This window comes from Sphingomonas sp., from assembly GCF_965200105.1.
In the GTDB taxonomy this organism is placed as follows: Bacteria; Pseudomonadota; Alphaproteobacteria; order Sphingomonadales; family Sphingomonadaceae; genus Solisphingomonas.
Genome location: NZ_CBDATN010000002.1, coordinates 565000 through 587749, shown reverse-complemented (window position 1 = coordinate 587749; position 22750 = coordinate 565000). Strand labels below are relative to the sequence as shown.

Genomic DNA, 22750 nt, shown 5'->3' with positions numbered 1-22750 from the left:
CTTTTCCGCCTACGTTAACCGGTTCATGCGATGCTCGTGCGTCGGCTTGAGGAGACGATCCTTGCTCTACGACGCCTACGAGATGCAGCGCTCGTTCCTCTCGGGGGCGAGCCTGATGGCGAATATCGGCGCGGACTGGATGCAGAATCCTGCCAACCCGCTGTCGCATACCGGGTTCGCTCCGATGATCGCGTCCGGCCTCGACGTGTTCGCCCACGCGTCGCAGGCGCGCGGCAAGCCCGCCTTCGGCATCGACCATGTCGTCCTCGCCGACGGGCGCGTGGTGGCGGTCCGCGAGAGGATCGTCGAGCGGCGCCCGTTCGGTCAGCTCAAGCGCTTCGTGCGCGAGGGCGTCGAGGGCGGCCCCAAGCTGCTGATCGTCGCGCCGATGTCGGGCCACTTCGCCACGCTGCTGCGCGGCACGGTCGAGCGGATGCTGCGATCGTGCGACGTCTACGTCACCGACTGGCGCGACGCCAAGGACGTGCCGCTGTCGGACGGGGACTTCAGCCTCGACCACTATATCGACTATCTCATCGGCTTCTGCGCGACGATCGGGCGGAGCGGCGATCCGCGCCCGCACATGCTCGCCGTGTGCCAGCCATCGGTGCCCGCCTACGCCGCGACGTGCCTGATGGGGCAGGATCAGCACCCCAACCGCCCGCGCTCGCTGACGCTGATGGGCGGCCCCGTCGACACGCGCGAGGCGCCGACGACCGTCAACACCGTCGCCACCCAGCGCCCGCTCGCTTGGTTCGAGCAGAACGTGATCCAGACCGTGCCCTTCTTCCATCCCGGCGGCGGGCGGCGCGTGTATCCCGGCTTCCTGCAGCTCACCGGGTTCATGGCGATGAACCTCGGCAACCACCTGATGAGCCACTACCGCATGTTCCAGCAGCTCGTCGATGGCGACGGCGAGGGGGCCGACGCGACCAAGGCCTTCTACGAGGAATATCGCTCGGTCTGCGACATGACGGCGGAGTTCTACCTCCAGACGATCGAGGACGTGTTCCAGAAGCACAAGCTGCCCAAGGGCGAGCTGATGCACCGTGGCCGCCGCGTCGATCCCGCCGGCATCGCCGACACCGCGCTGCTGGCGATCGAGGGCGAGCGCGACGACATATCGGGGCTGGGACAGACCAGGGCGGCGCTCACCATCGCGACCGCGCTGCCCGAAGACGGCAAGCGCTACTATATGGCGCCCGGCGTCGGCCATTACGGCATCTTCAACGGCCGGCGCTGGCGCGAGACGATCGCGCCGGTGGTGGAGGAGTGGATCGCCGCGCATGACGGCTGATCGCATCGCCTGAGCGCGCGGTGGCCGGGCGGGCGCGCCTGTCGGCGGAGATCGAGCGCTGGCCGGTGGCCGGCGCCTTCGTCATCGCGCGCGGCGCCAAGACCCATGTCGACGTCGTCGTCGCCACGATCGACCGAGACGGCCGGAGCGGGCGGGGCGAGGCGACGCCGATCTACTATCATGGCGAGACCGCCGAGGGCGTCCACGAGACCATCCTCGCGCAGGCCGGCGCGATCGCCGACGGCGCCGGACGCGCCGAGATCCGGTCGACGATGCCGCGCGGCGCGGCGCGCAACGCGCTCGACGCGGCGCTGTGGGATCTGGACGCGAAAGCGGGTCGCCCGGTCGGGCTGCCCGATCCCGCGCCGCTCGTCACCGCCTACACCCTGTCTCTGGGGCGACCGGACGAGATGGAGGCGGCGGCGCGCGCCGCCGGGCCGCGCTATCCGCTGCTCAAGCTCAAGCTCGCGGGGGAGGGCGATGCCGAGCGCGTCGCCGCGGTCCGGCGCGGCGCACCCTCCGCGCGGTTGATCGTCGACGCCAACGAAGCGTGGACTGGGCGGGACGTGGCGGCGGAGGCGGCGGCGCTCGTGCCCCATGGCGTCGAGCTGATCGAGCAGCCGGTCGCCGCCGGCCGCGACGATCTGCTCGACGGCGTCGTCTCGCCGATCCCGCTCTGCGCGGACGAGAGCTGTCAGGACCGCACCGATCTGGAACGCTGCCGGGGCCGCTACGCCGCGATCAACGTCAAGCTCGACAAGGCGGGCGGGCTCACCGAGGCGCTGGCCCTGATCGCGGAGGCGCGTGCGATCGGCCTCAAGGTGATGGTCGGCTGCATGCTCTCGACGTCGCTCGGCCTCGCGCCCGCCTTCCTCGCAGCGCAGGGCGCGGACTGGGTCGATCTCGACGGCGCGCTGCTGCTCGCGCGCGATCGGCCGGACGGCTTTGCGTATGACGGCGGCACGATGCGGCCGGCGGCCTCCTCTCTGTGGGGCGGCGCCTGAACCCCCGCGCGTGATCCGCGTTCCCGCCGTCGAAGGAGAGCATGATGGCCGACGACGACCACGACACGATCTACCGCGAGTTCAAGGACGCGGTGAACATGACCCCGGCCGAGATCGAGAAGTTCCTCGACACCGACGACAGCAAGCGCGTCGGCCAGAAGGCGAGCGAGGGCGCCGAATCGGTCGGCCACGCCTCGGGCCGCAAGATCGTCGAGATCCAGCGCAGGAAGAAGGCGGAGCTGACGGACGCCGACTACGCGCACATGAAGAAGGTGACGGGCTATGTCGCGCGGCACTGCAAGCAGGGGCCGGGGCAGGACAAGGAGCATAGCGACTGGCGCTACTCGCTGATGAACTGGGGCCACGACCCGCTCAAGTGAGCGGATCGCGGCCCCCGCGCCTCCCCCTCGCGGCTATCGTGTCGGCGCGAGGCGCGAGTTCAGCACCCAGCCGACATTGTCGTTCTCGTCCGCCACTTCCCACCACATGCCGTCCTTCTTGCCGGTGGGATAAACGGTGGCGCCGGGCGGCAGCGTCCGCACCGCGGCACCGCCGGCGGCGGCCGTCCTGCGCATCACGACGGGGCCCTGCGCGGTGAAGGTCCGCGACGGCGCAGCCTCGGCGGTGCCGGTGGCGCCCGGCTGCACGAGGTTCAGCGAGGTCACCATCTTCGAGTAGGCCTGGATGAAGGCGAGCGTCACCATGCGCCCGATATCGGTCGATTCGTAGCCGCCGCCGACCGCGCCCGCCGCCCCGCCGAGGAAGCCCATGCCGCCGCCGCCGCCGAACGAGATGTCGTTCTTGGCGGCATAGCCGTCCTCGGTCGCGATCGTCTCGGTGGTCCGCACGTTGGTGAGCGAGAGGACGGTGTTCGCCTCCGACTTCTTGGTGCGCAGCCCGCCGAGCAGCCCACCGAGCCGATTGTTGATGAGCCCGCCGACCGCGCCCGCCGCGCCCATGCCGCTAACATTGCCGTTGGCGCCCTGGATCTCGGCGACGAGCACATAGTCCGATGCCTTGACCTGCCCGATGCCCACGTTGGAGCCGCGCTGAAGCCCCAGCCCGCCGCCGATCGCGCGCTCCGCCTGCGCCGCGTTGAGGCCGGCGCCGCGATCGACGAGGTTGAAGCAGCCCGACCGCTGGACCATCACCTTGAGCAGCTTCGACGGCGGAGCTAGCGAATATTGCGACCAGGCGGAGGGATCGTCGCCGTCCGCCACCGATAAGGTGCCGAGCTTGCGCGTGCAGCGCGGCACGTCGTTCATCGTCTGCTGCTGAATCTGCTGCCCCTTGCTCGCCCGCGCGAGCTGCGGCTGCGCGTGCGCCAGAGCGGCCGTCGTGGCGAGAGCGCCGATCAGTGCCGCGCGAAGTGTCCCCATGATCCCGCTTCCCCTTGTTACCGGTAAACGGCATGATGACCAACCGGAGCCGGCGGATCAACAGCGGTTCGGCGATCAAGATGCCGTTCCGGGTGACCGGCACTTGCCGCGTCAGCGGCGCCCGCACGTCGGCGCGTGGAAGTCGGGCGGCTTGCCCGCGATCCAGCGCAGGAAGCGGGCGACGCGCTCCTCTCCGCGCAATGCGGTCAGCGTCGGGTAGGTCCTCGCGATCTCCTTGTTGGGCAGCGCGGCGTGGATGGCGCGGTGGCAGATCGGGTTCAGCGGCGCCGTCTCGCGCCCGCCTTCCGATTTCGGCACGACATGGTGCCACTCGATACGGCGTCCGAGAGGCCGCCCGCACAACGCGCACTCCGTCGGCGCGTCGCGCGGCGGCGGCGGGCCGACGATCGGGCGAGAGCGGCGGCGGGACATCGCAGCAAATATGGCGGGGCGGCGTCTCCTATCCTATAGCCGCTTAATGGACCTCATTTCCCCAAGCATCGCCGCCGAGTTCCGCCGCCTGCACCGCGCTCCCGAGCCGGAGGTGCTTGCCTCGCTGCTTCCCGCCGCCACGCTCGACGCACCGGCGCGCGGGCGCATCGTGGGTCGCGCGCTCGGCCTGCTGGCCGATCTGCGCGCGGCACAGGCATCGGGATGGGTCAACCGCTTCCTTCAGGAGTATCGGCTGAACTCGTCGGAGGGCGTGGCGCTGCTGAGCCTCGCCGAGGCGTTCCTGCGCGTGCCCGATCCCGAGACGGCCGACCTGCTGATCGCCGACAAGCTGGGCGACGCGGATTGGCGCGCGCACGCCGGCCGCTCGGCCTCCGGGCTCGTCAACGCGGGCACCTGGGGGCTGGTGATCGGCCGCGCGCTGGTCGCGGACGAGGGGCGTGGCGGCACGCTGCGGCGGCTGGTCGCGCGTGCGGGCGAGCCGTTCGTGCGTCAGGCGGTGGGCGCGGCGATGCGGCTGATGGGCGAGATCTTCGTGATGGGCCGCACCATCGACGAGGCGATCGGCCGCATGGACAAGCGTGACCATAAGGGCTTCACCGCCAGCTTCGACATGCTGGGCGAGGCGGCGCGCACCCACGCCGACGCGGATCGCTACCAGCGCGCCTACCTGGACGCGATCCGCGCGGTGGGCCGCGTGGCGAAACGTGGCCACTCGATCTCCGTCAAGCTCTCCGCGCTCCATCCCCGCTACGAGGTGGCGCGCTGGGCGGAGTGCGTACCCGCGCTCACCGCGCGGCTGGAGGAGCTGGCGGTGGCGGCGGCGCAGGCCGGCATCGGCCTCACCGTCGACGCCGAGGAGAGCGAGCGGCTGGAGGCGAGCTTCGCGATCATCGGCGCGGTCGGCCGGCTGCCCGCGCTCTCCGGGTGGGACGGCTATGGCATGGCGGTGCAGGCCTACTCCAAGCGCGCCCGCGCCGCCGTGGGCTGGGCGGACGATCTCGGCCGCACGACCGGCCGCCGCATCGCCGTCCGCCTCGTCAAGGGTGCCTACTGGGACAGCGAGATCAAGCGCACGCAGGAAGCCGGCCTCTCCGACTATCCGCTGTTCACGCGCAAGCCGGCCACCGACGTCTCTTATCTCGCCTGCGCGCGCGACATGCTGGCGGCGCGCAACATCTATCCCGCCTTCGCCAGCCACAACGCGCTGACGGTGGCGACCATCCTGGAGTGGGCGGGCGAGAGCCGCGACTTCGAGTTCCAGCGGCTTCACGGCATGGGCGACGGCCTCTACGAGCGGCTGGTCCGCGAAGAGAAGTATCGCTGCCGGATCTACGCACCGGTCGGCGGGCATCGCGACCTGCTCGCCTATCTCGTCCGGCGGCTGCTGGAGAACGGCGCCAACTCCAGTTTCGTCCACCAGCTCGCCGACGAGACGCTGAGCGACGAGGAGCTGCTCGCCGATCCGGCGGAGCGCATCCGGGCGGTCGGCGGCTCGCGTCACCCTTCCATCCCGCTGCCCGCCGACCTGTTCGGCGACCAGCGGCGAAACTCCGCCGGCATCGACCTCCAGGACCGCGAGACGCTGGCGGAGACGGCGCGGGCGATCGGTCGCCCCGCCGACACTAACTCGCCCGCCAGCCCCGCGCCCGCCGACGCGGTGGCCCGCGCGCGTGCCGCCCTCCCGGCCTGGTCCTCGACGCCCGTCGAGCGCCGCGCCCGCACTCTCCAACGCCTCGCCGACCTGCTGGAGGAGGAGCGGCTGCCGCTGATGGCGCTGTGCGTTGAGGAGGGCCGCAAGACGATCGCCGACGCGCTGGGCGAGGTGCGCGAGGCGGCGGACTTCTGCCGCTACTATGCCGCGCGTGCGTGCATCGACATGCCCGCCATCGAGATGCCGGGCCCGACGGGCGAGCGCAACACGCTGCGCCTGGAGGCGCGCGGCGTCTGGGCGTGCGTCGCGCCTTGGAACTTTCCGCTGGCGATCTTCCTGGGGCAGGCGGCGGCGGCGCTCGTTACCGGCAACACGGTGGTCGCCAAGCCCGCGCCGCAGACGCCGCGCATCGGTGCCGCAGCCGTCGCGCTCGCGCACCGCGCCGGTGTGCCGGCGGACGCGCTGGTGCTGCTGCCCGGTGGGCCAGAGGAGGGCGGGGCGCTCGTCGCCGATGGGCGCGTGGCGGGCGTGGCGTTCACCGGCTCCACCGGCACTGCGCGCAAGATCGCCCGCACGCTGCTGGAGGGGGAGGATCGCCCGCTCGTTCCGCTGATCGCCGAGACGGGCGGGCTCAATGCGATGATCGTCGATTCGACCGCGTTGACCGAGCAGGTGGTGGCCGATGTCGTGACCTCCGCCTTCCGATCGGCCGGGCAGCGTTGCTCGGCCTTGCGGCTGCTCGTCCTCCAGGAGGAGATGGCCGAGCGCACGTTGGAGATGCTGGCCGGTGCGATGGACACGCTGGTCGTCGGCGACCCCGCCGATCCCGCGACGGACGTCGGCCCGGTGATCGACGCGGCCGCCTACGAGCGGCTGATGGGTCATAGGGAACTCACCCGCGACCGCTGGGTGAAGACGGTGGCCGCGCCCGACGACGGCCTCTACCTGCCGCCCACCGTGATCCGCTGCGACGCGATCGAGGATCTGACGCGCGAGTGGTTCGGGCCGCTGCTCCACGTCGCGACGTGGAAGGCGGGCGAGCTCGGCCGCACGGTCGAGCGGATCAACGCTTCGGGCTTCGGGCTCACTATGGGGCTGCACAGCCGCATCGCGCGCACCGCCGAGGAGGTGGAGGCGCGCGCGGCGGTCGGCAACCTCTACGTCAACCGCTCGATGATCGGGGCGGTGGTGGGCTCGCAGCCGTTCGGCGGCGAGGGCCTGTCCGGCACCGGCCCGAAGGCGGGCGGCCCGCACTATCTGCCGCGCTTCTGCGTCGAGCGGACGGTCTCGATGGACACGACATCGGCGGGCGGTAACGCCACGCTGCTGTCGCTGGACGACGTGGCGGTGGGCGGGATCTAGGGCGCCATTTCCTCGGCGCTCTCGTCTCCGGCGCGCGCGTGCGGTTGCGCCACGAACGCGACGTCGGGGTAGGGCATCACCGCGCGCCCGTCCGGCCCCGCCGTCATCGTCACCTGCGTCGGGAAGGCGAACTCGATGCCGAGCGCGTTGAAGCGGCGCAGGATCGCCAAGCACACCTTGCTGCGCGCCTCGAAAACGTCGTTGTAGTTGGCCGATCGCACGTCGAACTGCAGCTCGAAGTCGAGGCTCGATGTGCCGAAGCCGATCATGCCGACGCGCACCACCTGGCACCTCGCCACGCCTTCGGTGATGTCGGTGAGCAGCGCGGGCACCTGATCGGCCACGTCTTCGGGCGTGTTGTAGACGAGGCCGAGCGCCAGCGTGATCCGACGCCGGTCGAGCCGCGCCAGGTTGAACATCTCCTTCTCCAGCAGATTGGAGTTGCCGACGATCACCTGCTCGCCGGTCAGCGCACGGATACGCGTCGTCTTGAGGCCGATCGCCTCGACGGTGCCGGAGATGTTGTTCCATTTGACGCTGTCGCCCTTGCGGAACGGCCGGTCGAAGATGATCGCCAGCGCGGCGAACAGGTCCTTGAAGATGCCCTGCGCCGCCAGGCCGATCGCGATGCCGCCGATTCCCAGTCCCGCGACGAGGCCGGTGACGTTGACGCCCAGATTGTCGAGCACGATCACCGTCGCCAGGCTGAACACCGTCAAGGTGACGAGCAGGCGGATGATGCCCAGCGCCGATCCGAGTGCGGAATGGTCGTGATCGGTCAATCCGGCGCGATACTCGACATAGCCGAGCACGATCTCGCGCACCCAGACGGCGGACTGGATGGTCATGCCGATCGTGAAGACGAAGCTGACGAAGTGACGGAGCAGCAGCGGCGCGTCCGCGAAGCCCAGCACGATCTTCACCGACAGGATGAAGAGGAAGAGGTAGCCCGTCTTCTGGCACACCCGCCCGATGATCGAGCGCAGGTTGGTTATGGCGCTCGCCTCGCCGACCAGCCGCGCGCCGAACTTCGTCACCGCCAGCAGCGCAAGGAAGATCAGCACCCCCGCGCCCGACGCGACCGCCACCTGCGTGCTGTTCTCGCGCAGCCACTCGACCGTCTGTGCGACGAGCCGCCTGGATTGAACGTGCAGCGCATGCGCCTTGACCGCGCGCGCGGCGGCATCGGCGGCCGCGTTCGTGGCCGCGTCGTTCGTCCCGGCGGCCACGCTCAGGCAGCCTTCGCGGTCGTGTCCGCCAGCGCGTCCAGGAAGGCGATCAGCCCGCGCTCGGCCGCGCCCAGCCACTTGCCCGCGCGCGGCAGCTTCACCGGCGCTTCGCCCTTCAGCCCGCCCGCGCGCGCAAGCTCGATCAGCGCGGGGTGGACATAGCTCTTGCGGCTGATCGCCGGCGTGTTGCCGAGCGCGGCGGCGACGGGCTCCAGCACCGCCTTCAGCTTGATCCCCGCCGGCCCCGCCGCGACGATCGCCTCGTAGGCGATGACCGAAGCGGCGAAGGTGCGGAAGTTCTTGGCGGTGAAGGCGCCGCCCGACGCCTCGCGGATATAGTCGTTGACGTCGGTGGAGGTGACGGGGTGCCGGCCGCCCTCGGCGTCGATATACTGGAACAGGTGCTGGCCGGGAATATCCTGGCAGGCGCGCGTCACCCGCGCGAGGCGCTTGTCCTCGATCTCGACATGCTGCGGCTTGCCGTGCTTGCCCCGGTACGAGAAGGAGACGCGGCCGCCCCGAAACGTGGCGTGGCGATCCCGGAGCGTCGTCGCGCCGAAGCTCTTATTCTCCTTGGCGTAGCTCATGTTGCCGACGCGGACATGGCCCTCGTCGAGGAGGCGGACGACGGCGGCGACTGCGGTGCGCTTGGTCGGGGTCCTGCCGTCGAGGTCGGCGTCGACGCGCTTGCGGATCGCGGGCAGGACGCGGCCGAAATCGGCGCAGCCCTCATACTTCTCCGCCTCCTGCTGGGCGCGGAAATCATTGTGGTAGCGATATTGCTTGCGGCCTTTGGCGTCGTAGCCGATGCCCTGGATGTGGCCGTGGGGCTGCGGGCAGAACCAGCAGCGTTCGTAGGCGGGCGGCATGCCGATCGCGTTCAGCCGGTCGATCTCGTCGCGATCGGTGATGCGATTGCCGTCGGCGTCGTGATAGGCCCAGCCGCGCCCGCCTTTCCTGCGCGTGATGCCGACGCTCATGTCGTCGATGTAGCAGAGCTTGACGGCGACTTTCTCGGCGGCGGCTTCCGGCGTGATCGTTTCGGGCATGGGCGGCAAACGCGGAACGGGTGCCGCCGGTTTCCGGAACGCGCCCGCGCGCCGGCCCGTTCTGGCGGGACAGCAACGGAGGTTAGTCATGCCCGCCATCGACAAGTCGAGGGTTCTCATCATCGCCACCGACGGCTTCGAGCAGGACGAGCTGTTCAAGCCCCGAGAGGCGCTGCTCGACGCCGGCGCCCGGGTGACGCTCGCGTCGCCCAAGACCGATCCGATCCAGGGCATGGAGGGCGATATCGAGAAGGCGGCGACGATCACGCCGGACCTGACGCTCGATGCCGTGAACCCCGACGCCTATGACGCGCTCGTCATCCCCGGCGGGACGATCAACTCGGACAAAATGCGCGTGCAGCCCGACGCGCAGCGGATCGCGAAGGCGTTCTTCGCGGCCGGGAAGACGGTGGCGGCGATCTGCCACCGGCCTTGGCTCCTCGCCGGGGCGGGGCTGGTCGCGGGCCGCACGATGACGAGCTACGAGTCGATCCGCACCGATCTCCGCAACGCCGGCGCGAACGTCGTCGATGAGCAGGTCAGCATCGACGGCAAGCTCGTCACCAGTCGCAAGCCCGACGACATCCCCGCCTTCATCGACGCGCTCATCAGGTCGATCGAGGCGGACTGACGGGCACGAGCGGGCGGGGCGCGCCGCGTTCCGTCCAAAGCCGGAGCAGCAGGCGCTGCGCCGGCCGCTCGACATGGTCGTGGAGGAGGATCGAGGCGACGAGCACCAGTGCCAGCACCGCCGCCGCCTGCCAGGGCGGCAGCCGGTCGGCGTCGGCCACGAAGGCGAGCTTGAAGGCGAAGAACAGCGGCACGTGGACGAGGTAGGTCGCGTAGCTGACCTCGCCCAGCCGGTGCAGCCAGCGCGCCGACAGCGGGTTGCGCGGCGCCTCTGCGGTGAGCGCCAGCGCCAGCAGCACGGCGGCGAACAGCGGGGGCACCGCGAGCGTCTCGTCGAGCCCGCCCAGCCGAGCCAGCGCGCAGAGGATCGCGACGGTAACGGCCGCCGCCGCCACGCCGCGTCGCCCCCGCCCGCGCCGCCACAGCACGCTCAGCACCGCGCCGCACGCGAACTCGGCCACGCAGCGGAGCACGCCGTAGCGCGCGATGTCCGCGCCCAGCATCGTCTCGCCGCCCGTCCGCATGACGAGCCAGAGCAGTAGCAGCGGCGCCGCCGCGCCCAGGACGAGCATCGGCGTCGGCCACGCCCGCCGCGGCAGCAACGCGGCGGCGAGCGGCAGCAGCAGGTAGGCCGCCCACTCGGCGCTGATCGACCAGGCGGGATCGTTCCAGGCGAGCGGGTTCGCAACGCCCCAGTCCTGCGCCAGCGCGAGGTGCAGCGGCAGCTCGGCGAGCGGGAAGCGCGGCGCCGGCCGCCCGGTCGCCATCAGCGCGGCGGCGAGCAGCGCGCAGAAGCCGAGCATCACGGCATGGAGCGGCCAGATCCGCGCCAGCCGCCGCACCAGGAAGTCCCGCGTGCCGCCGCCCGCCGCGAGGCGGTCGCCATAGTTCAGCCAGACGACGAAGCCCGACAGCAGGAAGAAGAAGTCGACCGCCAGATAACCCTTGGCGAGCGCCGCCACCACCGGTGCCGGCAGCCACCACGCGCAGGCGAGGCGCATGTGGTAGAGCACCACGGCCCAGGCGAAGAGGCCGCGCACGCCGGTGAGCGGGCGGAGCTCCGCGACCTTCATGCGGGAAGCGGCACCGCCGCCGCGCCGAACGGCGCGCGCGTCGCCGTCGGCCGCATCCGCCGCACCCAGGTGTCGAGCCCGATCTCGACGGCGACGAGCATCAGCACGAAGGGCTGGAAGGCGATGCCGATGAACGACGCGCCGACGAGATAGATGACGTGGCCGTGCTGGAGCGCGGTGGCGAGCGGCGCGATCCACTGGTCGTCGGGCTCGGCGGAGCGGCGGAAGCGGCGGCGCAGCAGTTCCAGCCGAAACAGACCGGCGAGGTGCATCAGCGCCCACAGGCCCAATCCGGGAAAGCCCTGCTCGCCGAGCATCTCGAAATAGGCGGAGTGGAAGGCGCGCGCCGCGTCATGCTCCACGCTGGTCGTCACCGCCGATCCGCCCGCCGCACCCTTGGTCTCGGCCAGGTTGATGGTCAGCTTGTTGCCGAGATAGGCGTCGAAGCCGCCGCCTGCGGGATGATCCTGCACATAGCCCCACGTCCACTTCCACACGGCGATGCGCGTCGAGGCGGACTGATCGGCCTGATAGCCCTGGATGGTGTTCATCCGCTCGGTGTAGCTCTTGGGCAGGAACGGCACCGCGCAGGCGACCATCGCCGCCATCGCCCCGATCCACAGCACGCGGCGCTTCGAATCGCGCAGCATCATCACCGCGAGCAGCCCGATGCAGATGAGCCCGGTGCGCGTCTGCGTTCCGATCGGGATTAACAGGCAGGCGAAGACGAGCGCGAGGCAGAACAGCCGCGCCCGCCAGTCGTCGGGGAAGATCGTGCCGTGCTTCATCAGCACCAGGATCAGCGGCACGATGGCGATCGCCACGGTCGAGATCGTCGAGCCTTCGTAGAGGCCGGCATTGTTCTCCACCATCAGGTTCAACATGCCGTAGCCGCCGCCCGACGCCAGCGTCTTGATGCCGCCGACGATGACGATCGTCGCCGCGCACAGCACCATGAACACCGCCAGCGCCTCGATCCTGAGGCGGGTGCGCAGCGTGAAGGGCAGGAAGATCGCGAACACCAGCGCCTTCCACACCCATCCCCACTTTTCAATGGCGGCGAGCGGGAAGTCGGCGGTGAAGGTGGTGTAGCCGCACCAGGCGAGCAGCGCGATCATGATCGCCTGCCGCCCGGTGAAGCGCGTATCGCGCTTGTCCTCCAGCGCCAGCCAGCCGCCCACCGCGAGCACGAAGAAGATCAGCGACAGCGGGACCGAGTTCAGCAAATAGTAGGAGAGCCGCTGCGGCGCGACGATGTCGACATAGGCGTAGCCCAGCACCCAGACGAACGGCCGCCGGAAGCCGCCCGCGACGAGCAGCAGCAGGAAGCCGACGAAGGCGAGATCACGCATCGGGCGCGCGTCCCCACGGCGTCGGGCGTCGCGCGCCGTCGTCTCGATCGAGATCGGGGCGGTTGAGCAATCGCCACAGCGCGATCAGCATCAGCGCGTGCGTGGTGCCGAGCGAGACGAGGTCGATCAACGGTCGGGCCTTCCTCGTTCGCGCGTCAGTCGGGCGTTCGAGAGCCCGACTAGCCGCATGGCGGTTGACGCGGCGTTAAGCCCGGTGGTGCATAGCACGAGCCCATGCGGATCCTCCACGTCCTCGACCACTCGCTGCCGCTGCACAGCGGCTACACGTTTCGCACCCGCGCGGTCCTGAAGGCGCAGGAGGGGCTGGGGCTGACGGTCGCCGGCGTCACCGGCCCGCGCCACGAGGTGGAGAGCGCGAGCGGCGGCGCGGTCGAGGAGACGCACGACGGTCTGCGCTTCTTCCGGGGTGGTGCTGCGCCCGGCGGGCCGCCCGTGATCGCGGAAGCGCGCGAGGTCCGCGCCTTCGCCCGCACGATCGAGGCGGCGGCGCGCGCGTTCCGGCCTGACGTGCTCCACGCCCACTCGCCGGTGCTGACCGCGCTCGCCGCGCGCCGCGCCGCTCGGCGGCTCGGCCTGCCGCTGCTCTACGAGATCCGCGCCTTCTGGGAGGATGCGGCAGTCGGCAACGGCACCGGCAGCGAGGGTTCGCCGCGCTATCGCGCGACGCGCGCGCTGGAGACGTTCGCGTGCCGCCGTGTCGATCGGGTGGCGGTGATCTGCGAGGGGCTGCGCTCCGATCTCGTCGCGCGCGGCATTTCCGCGTCCAAGATCATGGTCTCCCCCAACGGCGTGGACCTCAAGCTGTTCGACGATCCGCCGCCGCCGGACGAGGCGCTGCGCGCGGAGCTGGGCCTGATCGGCGCCGACGTCGTCGGCTTCATCGGCTCCTTCTACGATTATGAGGGCATCGACGATCTGATCGCCGCGATGCCCGCGCTGGTCGCCGCCCGGCCCGACGCGCACCTGCTGCTCGTCGGCGGCGGGCCGATGGCGGACGCGCTGAAGCGGCAGGCCGCCGCCTCGCCGGTGGCGGGGCGCATCCGCTTCGTCGGTCGCGTGCCGCACTCCGAGGTGGAGCGTTACTACGGCCTCGTCGACATCCTCTGCTATCCGCGCAAGAAGATGCGGCTCACCGATCTCGTCACGCCGCTGAAGCCGCTGGAGGCGATGGCGCAGCGCCGGCTGGTCGCGGCGTCGAACGTCGGCGGCCATCGCGAGCTGATTGCGGACGGCGTCACCGGCACGCTGTTCGCGCCCGACGATCCGGCGGCGGTCGCCCGCGCGCTCGCTGCCACCTTCGCGGATCGCGGCGGCTGGGAGGCGCGGCGCGACGCCGGGCTCGCCTTCGTCCGCGCGGAGCGAGACTGGGCGCACAACGCGAGGCGTTATCTTCCCGTTTACCATGATATGGCAGCAACGACGCCGGAACGCTCGCGGCTCGCCGCGGCGCACGTCTGAGGGGAATGCAAGGTGGCCGGTAAGCTGATCCGCACCATCGACCGCTGGCGCTTCGAGCGTCCGCTGGGCGCCGCGCTGGGCGCCGCGACGCTGTTCGCCATGATGGCGATGCCGGCGCCGCGCTACGCCGCGGTGCCGCTCGTCGGGCGAATCGCCCAGCCGGTCGGCGCGCTCGTGCTCGCAATCCTGCTGGCGGTCGTCGGCTGGGTGGCGATGCGGCGTCCCGCGCCGGCGCCCGCCCGCCGCGTACGGAAGGTCGCTCCCGCCGCGGACGTCCTGCCCGACATCAGCGCATCGGCCGAGGAGGAGCCCGCCGTCCGCCTGCGCCGTGCCGATCGTCATCCCGACGCGCCCGCGCGCGCGCCGATCCGCGCGCACCGCGATCTCGGCTCGCCCTTCATGGAGGTCGATACCGCGCCGCCGCCGCCGATCGTCGTCGATCTGCCGCCACCGCCTCCGATCGACCTCGACGCGCTGACCGTGGCGCGGCCGCCGATCACGGAGGAGCCCATCGCCGAGCCGGCCGTCGCGGAAGCCGCGAGCGAGGAGAACGTCGCCGGGCAGCCTGCCGCCCCGTTCGCGGAGACGCCGGCGATCGAACTGAACGTCCTCCCGCTCGCCGAAGCCAGGCCGGCGCCCGCCGCCTCGCGCGGCCGCACCGATCTCAATGCGATGATTGAGCGGCTGGCCGCCGGCTTCGAGCAGCGCTCCGCCAAAACCGCGAGTCGTCGCCCTCCGGCCGCGCTGGTCGGCGCGCTGGAGGAGCTCAACCGCATCGCCGCGCGCCGCCGCTGATCGTCGCGGCCGGGCAGGGCGGCGCCTCGCGGATCGTCAGCGCCTCGATGCCGAGCACCGGCCCGTCGCCGTCCACGCGGGCCGTGACCGCGATGTCCGCGACGAAGCCGTTGTCCATCGGGACGTCCACCGCCGCCAGACTCGCCACCAGGCGCGCGGCGCGTGTGTCCGCATCTTCCCCCTCCAGGCGCAGAGCCAGGCGGTGGCGCGCGCCTTCGAAGGTGGCGCTCGCCCAATCCTGGCTGCGCGCCGCGACGACCGCGAACGGCCCCGCGACGGGCTTCAATGCGCGGATCAGCGCGGCGCGCGCGCGATCGGCCGGAAGCGGGCTCATCGTGCCGCCTCCTGCTCGTCGATCCACGCGATGACGCGGCTGACGGTGCGTGCGCGCGGCTCGCGGCCTTTCAGCAGATCGTCGACGAAGCGGGGATCGTTGACGGTTCGCCGCCCGAACACGGTGGGCGGCATCCCGGACTTCCGGAGGTAACGCAGGACACGGGCGACGAACGTCATGGCGGCGGCCTTCTCTCAAGCTGGGTGACTCGCGATCGTTCCTATTCTGTTCCTGCAATCCAACTTGTCTAGGCAAATTCCTATCGGTATGGCGCCGGTGTGGAGGAAAGTGATCCGCGCGCCGTGCTGAGACGGCTGATCGCCGAGCAGGGGGCGGACTGCGCCTCGCTGTCGCGGCTGATCGGCCGCAATGCCGCCTATGTGCAGCAGTTCATCGCGCGCGGCGTGCCCCGCCGCCTGTCCGAGGACGATCGCGCGACGCTCGCCCGCTATTTCGGCGTGCCCGAGGAATGGCTGGGCGCGGCCCCCGCGGCGAAGCCGGCGCCCGCGCTACGCCTGGTGCCCCGCCTCGCTGTCGAGGCATCGGCGGGACCGGGCGCGATCGTGGAGGATCGCGGACGCGCGCCCGGCCTCGGCTTCTCCGACGCGTGGCTCAAGCGGCTGCACCCGGCGGGCGGGGCGGACGCGCTGTCGCTGATCGCCGTCGCCGGCACCTCGATGCTACCCACGCTCGGCCCCGGCGACGAGATCCTCGTCGACACGGCGGACGCCGCCGACCGGTTGCGGCCCGGCATCTACGTGCTGCGCCTGGACGGCGTGCTGATCGTCAAGCGGCTGGTCCGCGAGGGCGAGGACCTCGCGATCGTCAGCGACAATCCGGAGGCCGGTCCCGTGACGATCCGCGATCCCGCGCGGCTCGCGGTCGTGGGGCGTGTGCTGTGGGCGGGGCGGCGGCTCTAGCCGCGTCGCCGCCGGTCCCGCATCCAGACGAGCAGCGCCGCCGCGCCGCCGACGCCCGCGCCCGCGATCACGCCCGCCGAGGCCTGCCCCACCGCGACGCCGACGCCCGCGCCGACGAGCAGCGCGAGCGCGAGCAGCGCGCCGCCGGCGCGGGGTTCGGGTCGTCCGTCCATGGCCGCACCCCTCGCACGGCCGCGGCGCGACGGTCAAACCCGCGTTTACCCCGTGGCTGCGCGCCGCCTTAACCCGCCTCCGGCATCGGGAGGTCGCCGCGAGCAAGGGGGGCCATCCATGCAGTTCGTCAGCGATCGCGACAGCTACGCGCACGCCTCGGCGCTGATCGCCGAACACGGCGTCGGCGCCCTGGCAGAGGCCGCCGGGCGCGCCGCCAGCGGCCGCGCCCGCGACAATGTGTTGGCCTACGCGCGTTGGTGGCGGATCGGCCGCACCATCCTGATGCTCCAGGAGTCCGAGCCGCACGGCCCGCTGCACTGATTCCCCTTCGCGACCGGCGCGTCCGCGAGCGCGGCGTTGCGGGAAGCGGGGACGGACCGTAATGCTCCGCGCATGTCGCCCGCCGCCCCGCGAGGCCGGGCCTGGCGGGCCGGCGCCGCGATCCTCCTCGTGGTCCTGGATGGGACGCGGCCGGGCGCGGCGCGCGCGCAGGCGGCACCGGCCGCTGCGCCCGATGCGCTGGACCCGGGATCGCCGCTGGCGCCGCTGCCCGGTCTCGGCATCGACTGGCCGGACCTCGCTACTGCGCCCGCGACGGCACCCGCGTCGCCCACCTCGGCGGCCACCGAGGCGGGCGAGCAGCGCTATGCCGTGCGGATCGAAGGCGTCGATGCCGTTCGCGACGCGACGCTCCGGACGCGGTTCGATGCGCTCTCCGCGCTCGCGGCCGGCGCGAGCAAGCCGGCGAACGTCGCGCAGGTGGACAGGCGCGCGCGGCAGGACGGCAGCCTGCTGCGCGACCTGCTGCGCGCCGACGGCTATTACGACGCCGAGGTCGATGCGCGCGTCGCACGACCGGCGGGTCCTGGCACGGGCCAGAACGCGACGCGGCTAACCGTCGCGCTCGTCGCGGCGCCGGGCGAGCTCTACCGCTACGACGCGGTGGCGACGCCGGGCCTCGATGCGACGGGCGCGGATCGCGACGCGATGATGCGCGCCATCGGCATCGCAGCCGGCGATCCGGTCGACGCGCAGCGCGCCAACGCCGCCGCCGCCGCGCTCCAGGCCGAACTCGGCAGGCGCGGCTACGCCTTCGCCACCGTCGCCGAGCCCAAGGTGACGGTGGATCACGACGCGCGGCGCGCGACGCTGACGCTGGCGGTCGACCCCGGCCGCACGATGCGGCTCGGCGCGATCCGGCTCACCGGCCGCCGCGTCTTCGGCCCCGCCCATGTCCAGCTCATCTCGCGGCTGAAGCCCGGCGACCGCTTCGACGCGCGCCGCCTTGACGATCTCCGCCGCGCGCTGATCCAGACCGGGCTCGTCTCCGTCGTCCAGATCACGCCGGTGCGGACGGCCGACGCGGAGGTGGTCGATCTCCAGGTCCATCTCGAACCCGCACCGCCGCGCACCGTGGCCGCCGCGATCGGCTACGGCACCGGCGAGGGCGCCACCGTCGAGCTCTCCTGGCAGCACCGCAACCTGCTGCCGCCCGAGGGCGCCGTCACCTTCCGTGGCCTGCTCGGCACGCAGGAGCAGCTCGTCTCGGCGGGCCTCAGGCGCGGCAACTTCCGCGCGCGCGACCAGGTGCTCACCGCGCAGGTGGCGCTGGATCATCAGAACCGCCCCGCCTACGACGCCAAGACCGCCACGCTCGCCGCCGGCATCGAGCGCCAGACCAACATCATCTGGCAGAAGAAGTGGACCTACTCCTACGGCGCGGAGCTGATCGCGTCGGACGAGCGCGACGTCATCGCCGCCACCGGCGAGCCGCGCCGCCGCACCTACACGATCGCCGCCGCGCCGCTCAGCCTCGCCTATGACGGCACCGACGACCTGCTCAACCCGACGCGCAAGTGGCGGCTCTCCGCCCACGTCTCGCCCGAGCTGTCCTTCCACGATGGCAGCTTCGGCTACGCGCGCATCCAGCTCGACGGATCGGCGTACCAGCCGATCGGCGCACGCGTCGTGCTGGCGGGCAGAGCGCGGCTCGGCACCATTCAGGGCGCCGGCGCGGATCGCATCGCGCCGACGCGGCGCTTCTACTCGGGCGGCGGCGGATCGGTGCGCGGCTACGGCTACCAGCGGATCGGGCCGCGCGACGTCGACAATGATCCGATCGGCGGCCGCAGCCTCGCCGAGTTCGGGCTGGAGGCGCGGTTCCGCTTCGGCGATTTCGGCATCGTGCCGTTCCTCGACGGCGGCAATCTATACCGCGAGGCGCTGCCGCGCTTCACCGGCTTCCGCTACGGCACCGGCATCGGCGCGCGCTACTATACGAGCTTCGGTCCGGTGCGCGTGGATGTCGGCACGCCGATCAACCGCCAGTCGGGCGATTCGCGCGTCGCGGTGTACGTCTCGCTGGGACAGGCCTTCTGATGGAGGAGGGGACGCCGCCCGCCGTGCCTGCGGCGCGTCCCAAGCGACGGCGCCCGGTGCTGCGCGCCATCGCTGGCCTGCTGTTCCTGGCGACGCTGTTCCTGATCGCCGTCGGCATCGGCATCGACACCGCGCCCGGCCATCGCTTCATCGCCGATCGCATCGCCGAGCTGCACCCCGCCAGCGGGTTGCGCATCCACGTCGGCCGCATCGACGGATCGATCTGGCGGCACACGCGCATCCGCGACCTGCGCCTATCCGATTCGCAGGGCGTGTTCCTGGAAGCACCGGCGGTGGAGCTGGACTGGCGGCCCGGCCGCTGGCTCGCCAACCGGCTGCACGTCGATAGGCTGGCGTCCGATCTCGTGATCCTGCGCCGCCTGCCCAAGCTCCGGCCGACGGGACAGGAGGGTCCGTTCCTGCCCGGCTACGCGATCCATCTCGGACGCGTCGACCTGAGGCTGCGGCTGGAGCCCGGGCTCGCCGGGCCGCGCCGGCTGGTGCGGCTGGTCGGCCGCGCCGACACGGCGCGGGGGCGCGCGCTGGTCTCGCTCGCCGCCCGGTCTAGTGCGGGTGATCGGTTGAGGCTGGCGCTCGACACGCGGCCGGACGCCGACATCTTCGATCTCGACGCGCGGCTGGATGCGCCGGGCGCGGGCGTGGTGCCCGCGCTGCTCGGATCGCGGAAACCCGTCGCGCTGGCGGTGGGCGGCAGCGGGCGGTGGAGCGGCTGGCGCGGGCGCGCGCGGCTCGACGTCGGCGGTACGCGCGTCGCCGACCTCTCGCTCGCGGAGAAGCGCGGCCGCTACGCGCTGTCGGGCCGGGTGACGCCGGCTTCGGTGACGCAGGGCAAGGTGCAGCGGCTCACCGCGCCTGTCGTCGCGGTTTCCGGCAGCGCCACCTACGCCGATCGCCGTGTCTCCGGCCGCTTCGCGCTGCGCTCGCCCGCGCTGGCGCTCGACGGGCGCGGCGCGGTCGATCTCGCGCGCGGCACGTTCGCGCCGTTGCAGCTCGGCATGCTGCTCCGCCAGCCCCACGCGCTGTTCCCGAACATGAGCGGGACGGACGTGCGCTTGTCGATGAAGCTCGACGGGCCGTTCCGGCGTGCCGCGTTCCGCTACCTGCTTACGGCACCGCGCGTCGCCTTCGACAAGACCGGCTTCGAGGTGGTGCGAGCGCAAGGCGCCGGCCGCCTCGGTGGTTCGCCGGTCGCGGTGCCGCTGGCGCTCCATGCCGCGCGCGTCACCGGCATCGGCGCGGAAGCGGGCGGCATCCTCGCCAATGTGGGCGTGACCGGCATGCTGCGCGTCACGTCGAAGGCGTTGACGGGGCAGGGCCTCGCGCTGCGTTCCGACAAGCTGTCGGGCCGGCTCGCGCTGTTCGTCGATCTCGTCACCGGCAAGTTCCTGGTGGACGTCTCGGGTGGCCTCCAGCGCTACCTCATCCCCAATCTCGGCATCGTCGACGTGCTGACCGAGCTCAAGGTCCGGCCCACGGCGGACGACAAGGCGGCGATCGTCTCCGGGCGCGGCCGCGCGTGGGTGCGGCGCTTCGACAATGCTTTCCTGCGTGGGCTGGCCGGCGGGCTGCCGCAGATCGACACCGCGCTCACCCGCACGCCCGACGGCATCCTCCATCTCGACGGCACGGTGCTGATCGCGCCCGCGATCCGCCTGACGGGCAGCGGCATCCGCCGCAAGGACGGCAGCTTCCAGTTCTCAGGGTCAGGCCGGCAGGCGACCTACGGCAGCTTCCGCCTCGCGCTCGACGGGCAGATCGACCATCCCCAGATCCGCGCGACGCTCGACCGGCCCGCCGACGCGCTGGGGCTGATCGGCGTGGCGGTGGCGCTCGATCCCACGCCGGCGGGCTTCGCGCTCCGGGCGCAGGGCGGCTCGACGCTCGGGCCGTTCACCCTGGTCGGCGCGATCGATACGCCGGCGAACGCGCCCACCGTCATCCACGTCGGCGCGCTCGACGTCACGGGCACGCGCGCGAAGGGCGATCTGCGTGCCTTGTCCGAAGGTCTCGTCGGGCGGCTGGGCGTCGCGGGCGGCGGCCTGAGCGGTACCATCGATCTCGCCACGCTGGGCGCGCTGCAACGCGTCCTCCTCCACCTGGGGATGCAGAATGCGCGGCTCGGCGGCGACGCCGGCACCGCCGTGCGTCGCGGGCGCGTCGACGCCGACCTCGTGCTGGATCCCGCCGGCACGCGCGTCGAGGCGACGGCGAGCGCGCAGGGCCTCCGGCGCGGCTCGGTCTTTCTCGCGCGGGCCAATCTGTCGGCAAAGCTGTCGGGCGGGCGCGGGCAGGTGCGTGTCGCCGTCGCCGGATCGCGCGGCCGCGCCTTCGCCTTCCAGTCCTCGGTCGACGTCGCGCCCGACGCGTGGCGCGTGTCTGGCGGCGGCCAGATCGACGGCGCGCCGGTGACGCTCGCCGCCCCCGCCACGATCGCGCGCGCGGGCGACGAGTGGCGGCTGGCCCCGATGTCGATCGGCTATGGCGGCGGCGGCCTCACGCTGTCCGGGCGGTTCGGCGGCCCCTCGACCGCGTTCGATACGACGTTGAACGCGGTGCCGCTGACCGTGCTCGACATGCTCAAGCCCGGCCTCGGTCTCGGCGGCGCGGCGTCGGGCAAGCTTGCCTTCGCGCGCGCTGCGCCCGACGCCGCGCCGACCGCGCGCGCGGACCTGACGGTGCGCGGACTCACGCGGGCCGGACTCGTGCTTTCGTCGCGTCCCGTCGATCTCGGGCTCGCCGCCGCGCTCACCGCCGACGGCGCCGCGATGCGCGCGGTGGCGGCGAGCGGGGGGCGGACGATCGGCCGCGCGCAGGCGCAGCTCAGGCCGCTCGCCTCCGGCGGCTCGGTCGTCGATCGGCTGATGCGCGCGCCGCTGTTCGCGCAGTTCCGCTACGCCGGGCCTGTCGACACACCCTGGCGACTGACGGGCATCGAGACGATCGACCTGTCCGGTCCGGTCGCGATCGGCGCCGATGTCGGCGGCACGGCGGCACGGCCGCTAATCCGCGGTTCGCTCTCCACGCAGGCCATGCGGCTGGAGAGCAGCACCACCGGCACCGTCATCACCGGCATCCGCGCCGCAGGGCGCTTCGACGGATCGCGGCTGGTGGTCGATCGCTTCATCGGCGCGACGCCGGGGGACGGGCAGCTCTCCGGCCGCGCCGCGTTCGACTTCGCCGCCGCGCACGGGCTGGGCATGGATATCGCGCTCGACGCCAGCCACGCGATGCTGCTCGCGCGCGACGATATCGGCGCCACGGTCACCGGCCCGCTCACCTTGAAGTCGGACGGAGCGGGTGGCGCGATCGCGGGCAAGGTCCGCCTCGATCGCGCCACCTACCGGCTCGGCCGCGCGGCGACGGCGGGCGTGCCGCGCGTGGCGCTCACCGAGCTCAACCGCCCCGCCGACGTCGAGGACCAGGCGCCGCCCGCGCCGTGGACGCTCGATCTCGTCACCGATGCCAAGGACCAGCTCTTCGTGCGCGGCCTGGGGCTCGACAGCGAGTGGCGCGCGAAGCTGGCGATCAAGGGCGTGGTCGACGAACCGGCGATCACCGGCCGGCTCGACCTGGTGCGCGGCAACTACGAATTCGCCGGTCGCCGCTTCGATCTCGATCGCGGCATCATCCGCTTCACGGGCTCCCGCCCCGTCGATCCCGCGCTGGACATCGCGGCGGGCGCCAACCTGCAGGGCATCAACGCGACGATCCGCGTCGGCGGCACCGGCACCAAGCCCGAGCTCGATTTCACCAGCGTGCCCGCGCTGCCCGAGGACGAGCTGCTCTCGCGGCTGCTGTTCGGCACCTCCATCGCCAACCTCTCCGCGCCCGAGGCGCTGCAGTTGGCGAGCGCGGTCAATTCGCTGCGCACCGGCGGCGGGCGCGGGTCGCTCGATCCGATCAACGCGATCCGCAAGGTGGCGCATCTCGATCGGCTGCGGATCGAGGCGGCGGACGTGACGACGGGCCAGAAGACCTCGATCGCGGCGGGCAAGTATATCGGGCGCCGCACCTATGTGGAGTTGGTGACCGACGGGCAGGGCTATTCCGCGACGCGCGTCGAGTTCCAGGTGACGCGCTGGCTGTCGCTGCTCTCGACGATCTCGACGATCGGCCGGCAATCGGCCAACGTCAGGGTGTCAAAGGATTATTGATCCCCGGCGACTTGC

The 22750-nt window shown here is 72.0% G+C and carries 21 protein-coding genes; 11 read left to right on the top strand and 10 right to left on the bottom strand.

Annotation, left to right across the window (positions count from 1 at the left end; all coding sequences use genetic code 11):
• The first annotated feature begins 61 nt into the window (after positions 1–61).
• Genes ACOFKX_RS04090 through ACOFKX_RS04080 form a run of 3 tightly spaced genes read left to right on the top strand, consistent with a single transcriptional unit; the run spans position 62 to position 2681 of the window.
• Positions 62–1297 carry a polyhydroxyalkanoate depolymerase gene (locus tag ACOFKX_RS04090; RefSeq protein ID WP_419825808.1) on the top strand — a complete coding sequence of 412 codons (1236 nt, stop codon included), beginning with the start codon at positions 62–64 and terminating at the stop codon, positions 1295–1297.
• 20 nt (positions 1298–1317) lie between these two features.
• Entirely contained in the window at positions 1318–2301 is a 984-nt protein-coding gene (gene dgcA, locus ACOFKX_RS04085; protein ID WP_419825807.1) for an N-acetyl-D-Glu racemase DgcA, read from the top strand.
• A 44-nt stretch (positions 2302–2345) separates the two neighbouring features.
• Positions 2346–2681, top strand: coding sequence for a DUF3140 domain-containing protein (locus ACOFKX_RS04080; RefSeq protein ID WP_419825806.1), 336 nt, complete (start codon positions 2346–2348; stop codon positions 2679–2681).
• A gap of 33 nt (positions 2682–2714) precedes the next feature.
• Here ACOFKX_RS04080 and ACOFKX_RS04075 read toward each other — a convergent pair whose 3' ends face one another.
• Both ACOFKX_RS04075 and ACOFKX_RS04070 read right to left on the bottom strand, forming a co-directional pair.
• Positions 2715–3680, bottom strand: a complete 966-nt coding sequence (locus ACOFKX_RS04075; protein WP_419825805.1) for a CsgG/HfaB family protein — start codon at positions 3678–3680, stop codon at positions 2715–2717.
• A 111-nt stretch (positions 3681–3791) separates the two neighbouring features.
• Positions 3792–4112 (bottom strand): HNH endonuclease, encoded by a 321-nt coding sequence (locus ACOFKX_RS04070; protein ID WP_419825804.1) that lies wholly within the window; start codon positions 4110–4112, stop codon positions 3792–3794.
• A gap of 46 nt (positions 4113–4158) precedes the next feature.
• Between ACOFKX_RS04070 and ACOFKX_RS04065 the strand changes: the two genes are divergently transcribed.
• Positions 4159–7146 carry an L-glutamate gamma-semialdehyde dehydrogenase gene (locus tag ACOFKX_RS04065; RefSeq protein ID WP_419825803.1) on the top strand — a complete coding sequence of 996 codons (2988 nt, stop codon included), beginning with the start codon at positions 4159–4161 and terminating at the stop codon, positions 7144–7146.
• On the opposite strand, the gene ACOFKX_RS04060 is transcribed toward ACOFKX_RS04065, so the two are convergent.
• On the bottom strand, positions 7143–8375 hold the full coding sequence (locus tag ACOFKX_RS04060; RefSeq protein ID WP_419825802.1) for a mechanosensitive ion channel family protein: 1233 nt from the start codon (positions 8373–8375) through the stop codon (positions 7143–7145). The two genes, ACOFKX_RS04065 and ACOFKX_RS04060, sit on opposite strands and share 4 nt — an antisense overlap.
• Positions 8376–8377: 2 nt before the next feature.
• Positions 8378–9424 (bottom strand): DNA topoisomerase IB, encoded by a 1047-nt coding sequence (locus ACOFKX_RS04055; protein WP_419825801.1) that lies wholly within the window; start codon positions 9422–9424, stop codon positions 8378–8380.
• A gap of 88 nt (positions 9425–9512) precedes the next feature.
• On the opposite strand from ACOFKX_RS04055, the gene ACOFKX_RS04050 reads away from it, so the two are divergent.
• Positions 9513–10055: a type 1 glutamine amidotransferase domain-containing protein gene (locus tag ACOFKX_RS04050; RefSeq protein WP_419825800.1), complete on the top strand. Its 543-nt coding sequence runs from the start codon at positions 9513–9515 to the stop codon at positions 10053–10055.
• Here the strand turns inward: ACOFKX_RS04050 and ACOFKX_RS04045 are convergent.
• Genes ACOFKX_RS04045 through ACOFKX_RS04035 form a run of 3 tightly spaced genes read right to left on the bottom strand, consistent with a single transcriptional unit; the run spans position 10033 to position 12609 of the window.
• Entirely contained in the window at positions 10033–11127 is a 1095-nt protein-coding gene (locus ACOFKX_RS04045) for an acyltransferase family protein (RefSeq protein WP_419825799.1), read from the bottom strand. The genes ACOFKX_RS04050 and ACOFKX_RS04045 overlap by 23 nt on opposite strands.
• Positions 11124–12479, bottom strand: coding sequence for a putative O-glycosylation ligase, exosortase A system-associated (locus ACOFKX_RS04040; protein ID WP_419825798.1), 1356 nt, complete (start codon positions 12477–12479; stop codon positions 11124–11126). The genes ACOFKX_RS04045 and ACOFKX_RS04040 overlap by 4 nt, the downstream gene beginning before the upstream one ends.
• A complete protein-coding gene (locus ACOFKX_RS04035; protein ID WP_419825797.1) occupies positions 12472–12609 on the bottom strand; it encodes a hypothetical protein in 138 nt (45 codons plus the stop codon). The genes ACOFKX_RS04040 and ACOFKX_RS04035 overlap by 8 nt, the downstream gene beginning before the upstream one ends.
• A 104-nt stretch (positions 12610–12713) precedes the next feature.
• On the opposite strand from ACOFKX_RS04035, the gene ACOFKX_RS04030 reads away from it, so the two are divergent.
• Together ACOFKX_RS04030 and ACOFKX_RS04025 are read left to right on the top strand one after the other, a co-directional pair.
• Positions 12714–13958, top strand: coding sequence for a TIGR04063 family PEP-CTERM/XrtA system glycosyltransferase (locus ACOFKX_RS04030; protein WP_419825796.1), 1245 nt, complete (start codon positions 12714–12716; stop codon positions 13956–13958).
• Between the two features lie 12 nt (positions 13959–13970).
• The gene (locus ACOFKX_RS04025; RefSeq protein ID WP_419825795.1) at positions 13971–14753 is read left to right on the top strand and encodes a hypothetical protein; all 783 of its coding nucleotides are present in this window, start codon (positions 13971–13973) and stop codon (positions 14751–14753) included.
• On the opposite strand, the gene ACOFKX_RS04020 is transcribed toward ACOFKX_RS04025, so the two are convergent.
• Both ACOFKX_RS04020 and ACOFKX_RS04015 read right to left on the bottom strand, forming a co-directional pair.
• Complete coding sequence (locus tag ACOFKX_RS04020; RefSeq protein ID WP_419825794.1) at positions 14725–15087, bottom strand: hypothetical protein; 363 nt, start codon at positions 15085–15087, stop codon at positions 14725–14727. The two genes, ACOFKX_RS04025 and ACOFKX_RS04020, sit on opposite strands and share 29 nt — an antisense overlap.
• The gene (locus ACOFKX_RS04015; RefSeq protein WP_419825793.1) at positions 15084–15266 is read right to left on the bottom strand and encodes a hypothetical protein; all 183 of its coding nucleotides are present in this window, start codon (positions 15264–15266) and stop codon (positions 15084–15086) included. Before ACOFKX_RS04015 ends, ACOFKX_RS04020 begins: the two co-directional genes overlap by 4 nt.
• A 99-nt stretch (positions 15267–15365) precedes the next feature.
• Between ACOFKX_RS04015 and ACOFKX_RS04010 the strand changes: the two genes are divergently transcribed.
• Positions 15366–16007 carry a S24 family peptidase gene (locus tag ACOFKX_RS04010; RefSeq protein WP_419825792.1) on the top strand — a complete coding sequence of 214 codons (642 nt, stop codon included), beginning with the start codon at positions 15366–15368 and terminating at the stop codon, positions 16005–16007.
• Here ACOFKX_RS04010 and ACOFKX_RS04005 read toward each other — a convergent pair.
• Positions 16004–16180, bottom strand: coding sequence for a hypothetical protein (locus ACOFKX_RS04005; protein WP_419825791.1), 177 nt, complete (start codon positions 16178–16180; stop codon positions 16004–16006). The two genes, ACOFKX_RS04010 and ACOFKX_RS04005, sit on opposite strands and share 4 nt — an antisense overlap.
• A 118-nt stretch (positions 16181–16298) precedes the next feature.
• Here ACOFKX_RS04005 and ACOFKX_RS04000 point away from each other — a divergent pair, with 118 nt between their 5' ends.
• The 3 genes from ACOFKX_RS04000 to ACOFKX_RS03990 all read left to right on the top strand — a co-directional run bounded on the left by ACOFKX_RS04000 (position 16299) and on the right by ACOFKX_RS03990 (position 22735).
• Positions 16299–16502, top strand: coding sequence for a hypothetical protein (locus tag ACOFKX_RS04000; protein ID WP_419825790.1), 204 nt, complete (start codon positions 16299–16301; stop codon positions 16500–16502).
• A gap of 72 nt (positions 16503–16574) precedes the next feature.
• Positions 16575–18560, top strand: a complete 1986-nt coding sequence (locus tag ACOFKX_RS03995) for an autotransporter assembly complex protein TamA (RefSeq protein WP_419825789.1) — start codon at positions 16575–16577, stop codon at positions 18558–18560.
• The gene (locus tag ACOFKX_RS03990) at positions 18560–22735 is read left to right on the top strand and encodes a translocation/assembly module TamB domain-containing protein (protein ID WP_419825788.1); all 4176 of its coding nucleotides are present in this window, start codon (positions 18560–18562) and stop codon (positions 22733–22735) included. The genes ACOFKX_RS03995 and ACOFKX_RS03990 overlap by 1 nt, the downstream gene beginning before the upstream one ends.
• Positions 22736–22750 lie beyond the last annotated feature (15 nt).

Coding starts and splice junctions, on each gene's coding strand:
- ACOFKX_RS04080 (WP_419825806.1), top strand. CDS start 2,346: ATGGCCGACGACGACCACGACACGATCTACCGCGAGTTCAAGGACGCG.
- ACOFKX_RS04075 (WP_419825805.1), bottom strand. CDS start 3,680: ATGGGGACACTTCGCGCGGCACTGATCGGCGCTCTCGCCACGACGGCC.
- ACOFKX_RS04070 (WP_419825804.1), bottom strand. CDS start 4,112: ATGTCCCGCCGCCGCTCTCGCCCGATCGTCGGCCCGCCGCCGCCGCGC.
- ACOFKX_RS04065 (WP_419825803.1), top strand. CDS start 4,159: ATGGACCTCATTTCCCCAAGCATCGCCGCCGAGTTCCGCCGCCTGCAC.
- ACOFKX_RS04055 (WP_419825801.1), bottom strand. CDS start 9,424: ATGCCCGAAACGATCACGCCGGAAGCCGCCGCCGAGAAAGTCGCCGTC.
- ACOFKX_RS04050 (WP_419825800.1), top strand. CDS start 9,513: ATGCCCGCCATCGACAAGTCGAGGGTTCTCATCATCGCCACCGACGGC.
- ACOFKX_RS04045 (WP_419825799.1), bottom strand. CDS start 11,127: ATGAAGGTCGCGGAGCTCCGCCCGCTCACCGGCGTGCGCGGCCTCTTC.
- ACOFKX_RS04040 (WP_419825798.1), bottom strand. CDS start 12,479: ATGCGTGATCTCGCCTTCGTCGGCTTCCTGCTGCTGCTCGTCGCGGGC.
- ACOFKX_RS04030 (WP_419825796.1), top strand. CDS start 12,714: ATGCGGATCCTCCACGTCCTCGACCACTCGCTGCCGCTGCACAGCGGC.
- ACOFKX_RS04020 (WP_419825794.1), bottom strand. CDS start 15,087: ATGAGCCCGCTTCCGGCCGATCGCGCGCGCGCCGCGCTGATCCGCGCA.
- ACOFKX_RS04015 (WP_419825793.1), bottom strand. CDS start 15,266: ATGACGTTCGTCGCCCGTGTCCTGCGTTACCTCCGGAAGTCCGGGATG.
- ACOFKX_RS04005 (WP_419825791.1), bottom strand. CDS start 16,180: ATGGACGGACGACCCGAACCCCGCGCCGGCGGCGCGCTGCTCGCGCTC.
- ACOFKX_RS04000 (WP_419825790.1), top strand. CDS start 16,299: ATGCAGTTCGTCAGCGATCGCGACAGCTACGCGCACGCCTCGGCGCTG.
- ACOFKX_RS03995 (WP_419825789.1), top strand. CDS start 16,575: ATGTCGCCCGCCGCCCCGCGAGGCCGGGCCTGGCGGGCCGGCGCCGCG.
- ACOFKX_RS03990 (WP_419825788.1), top strand. CDS start 18,560: ATGGAGGAGGGGACGCCGCCCGCCGTGCCTGCGGCGCGTCCCAAGCGA.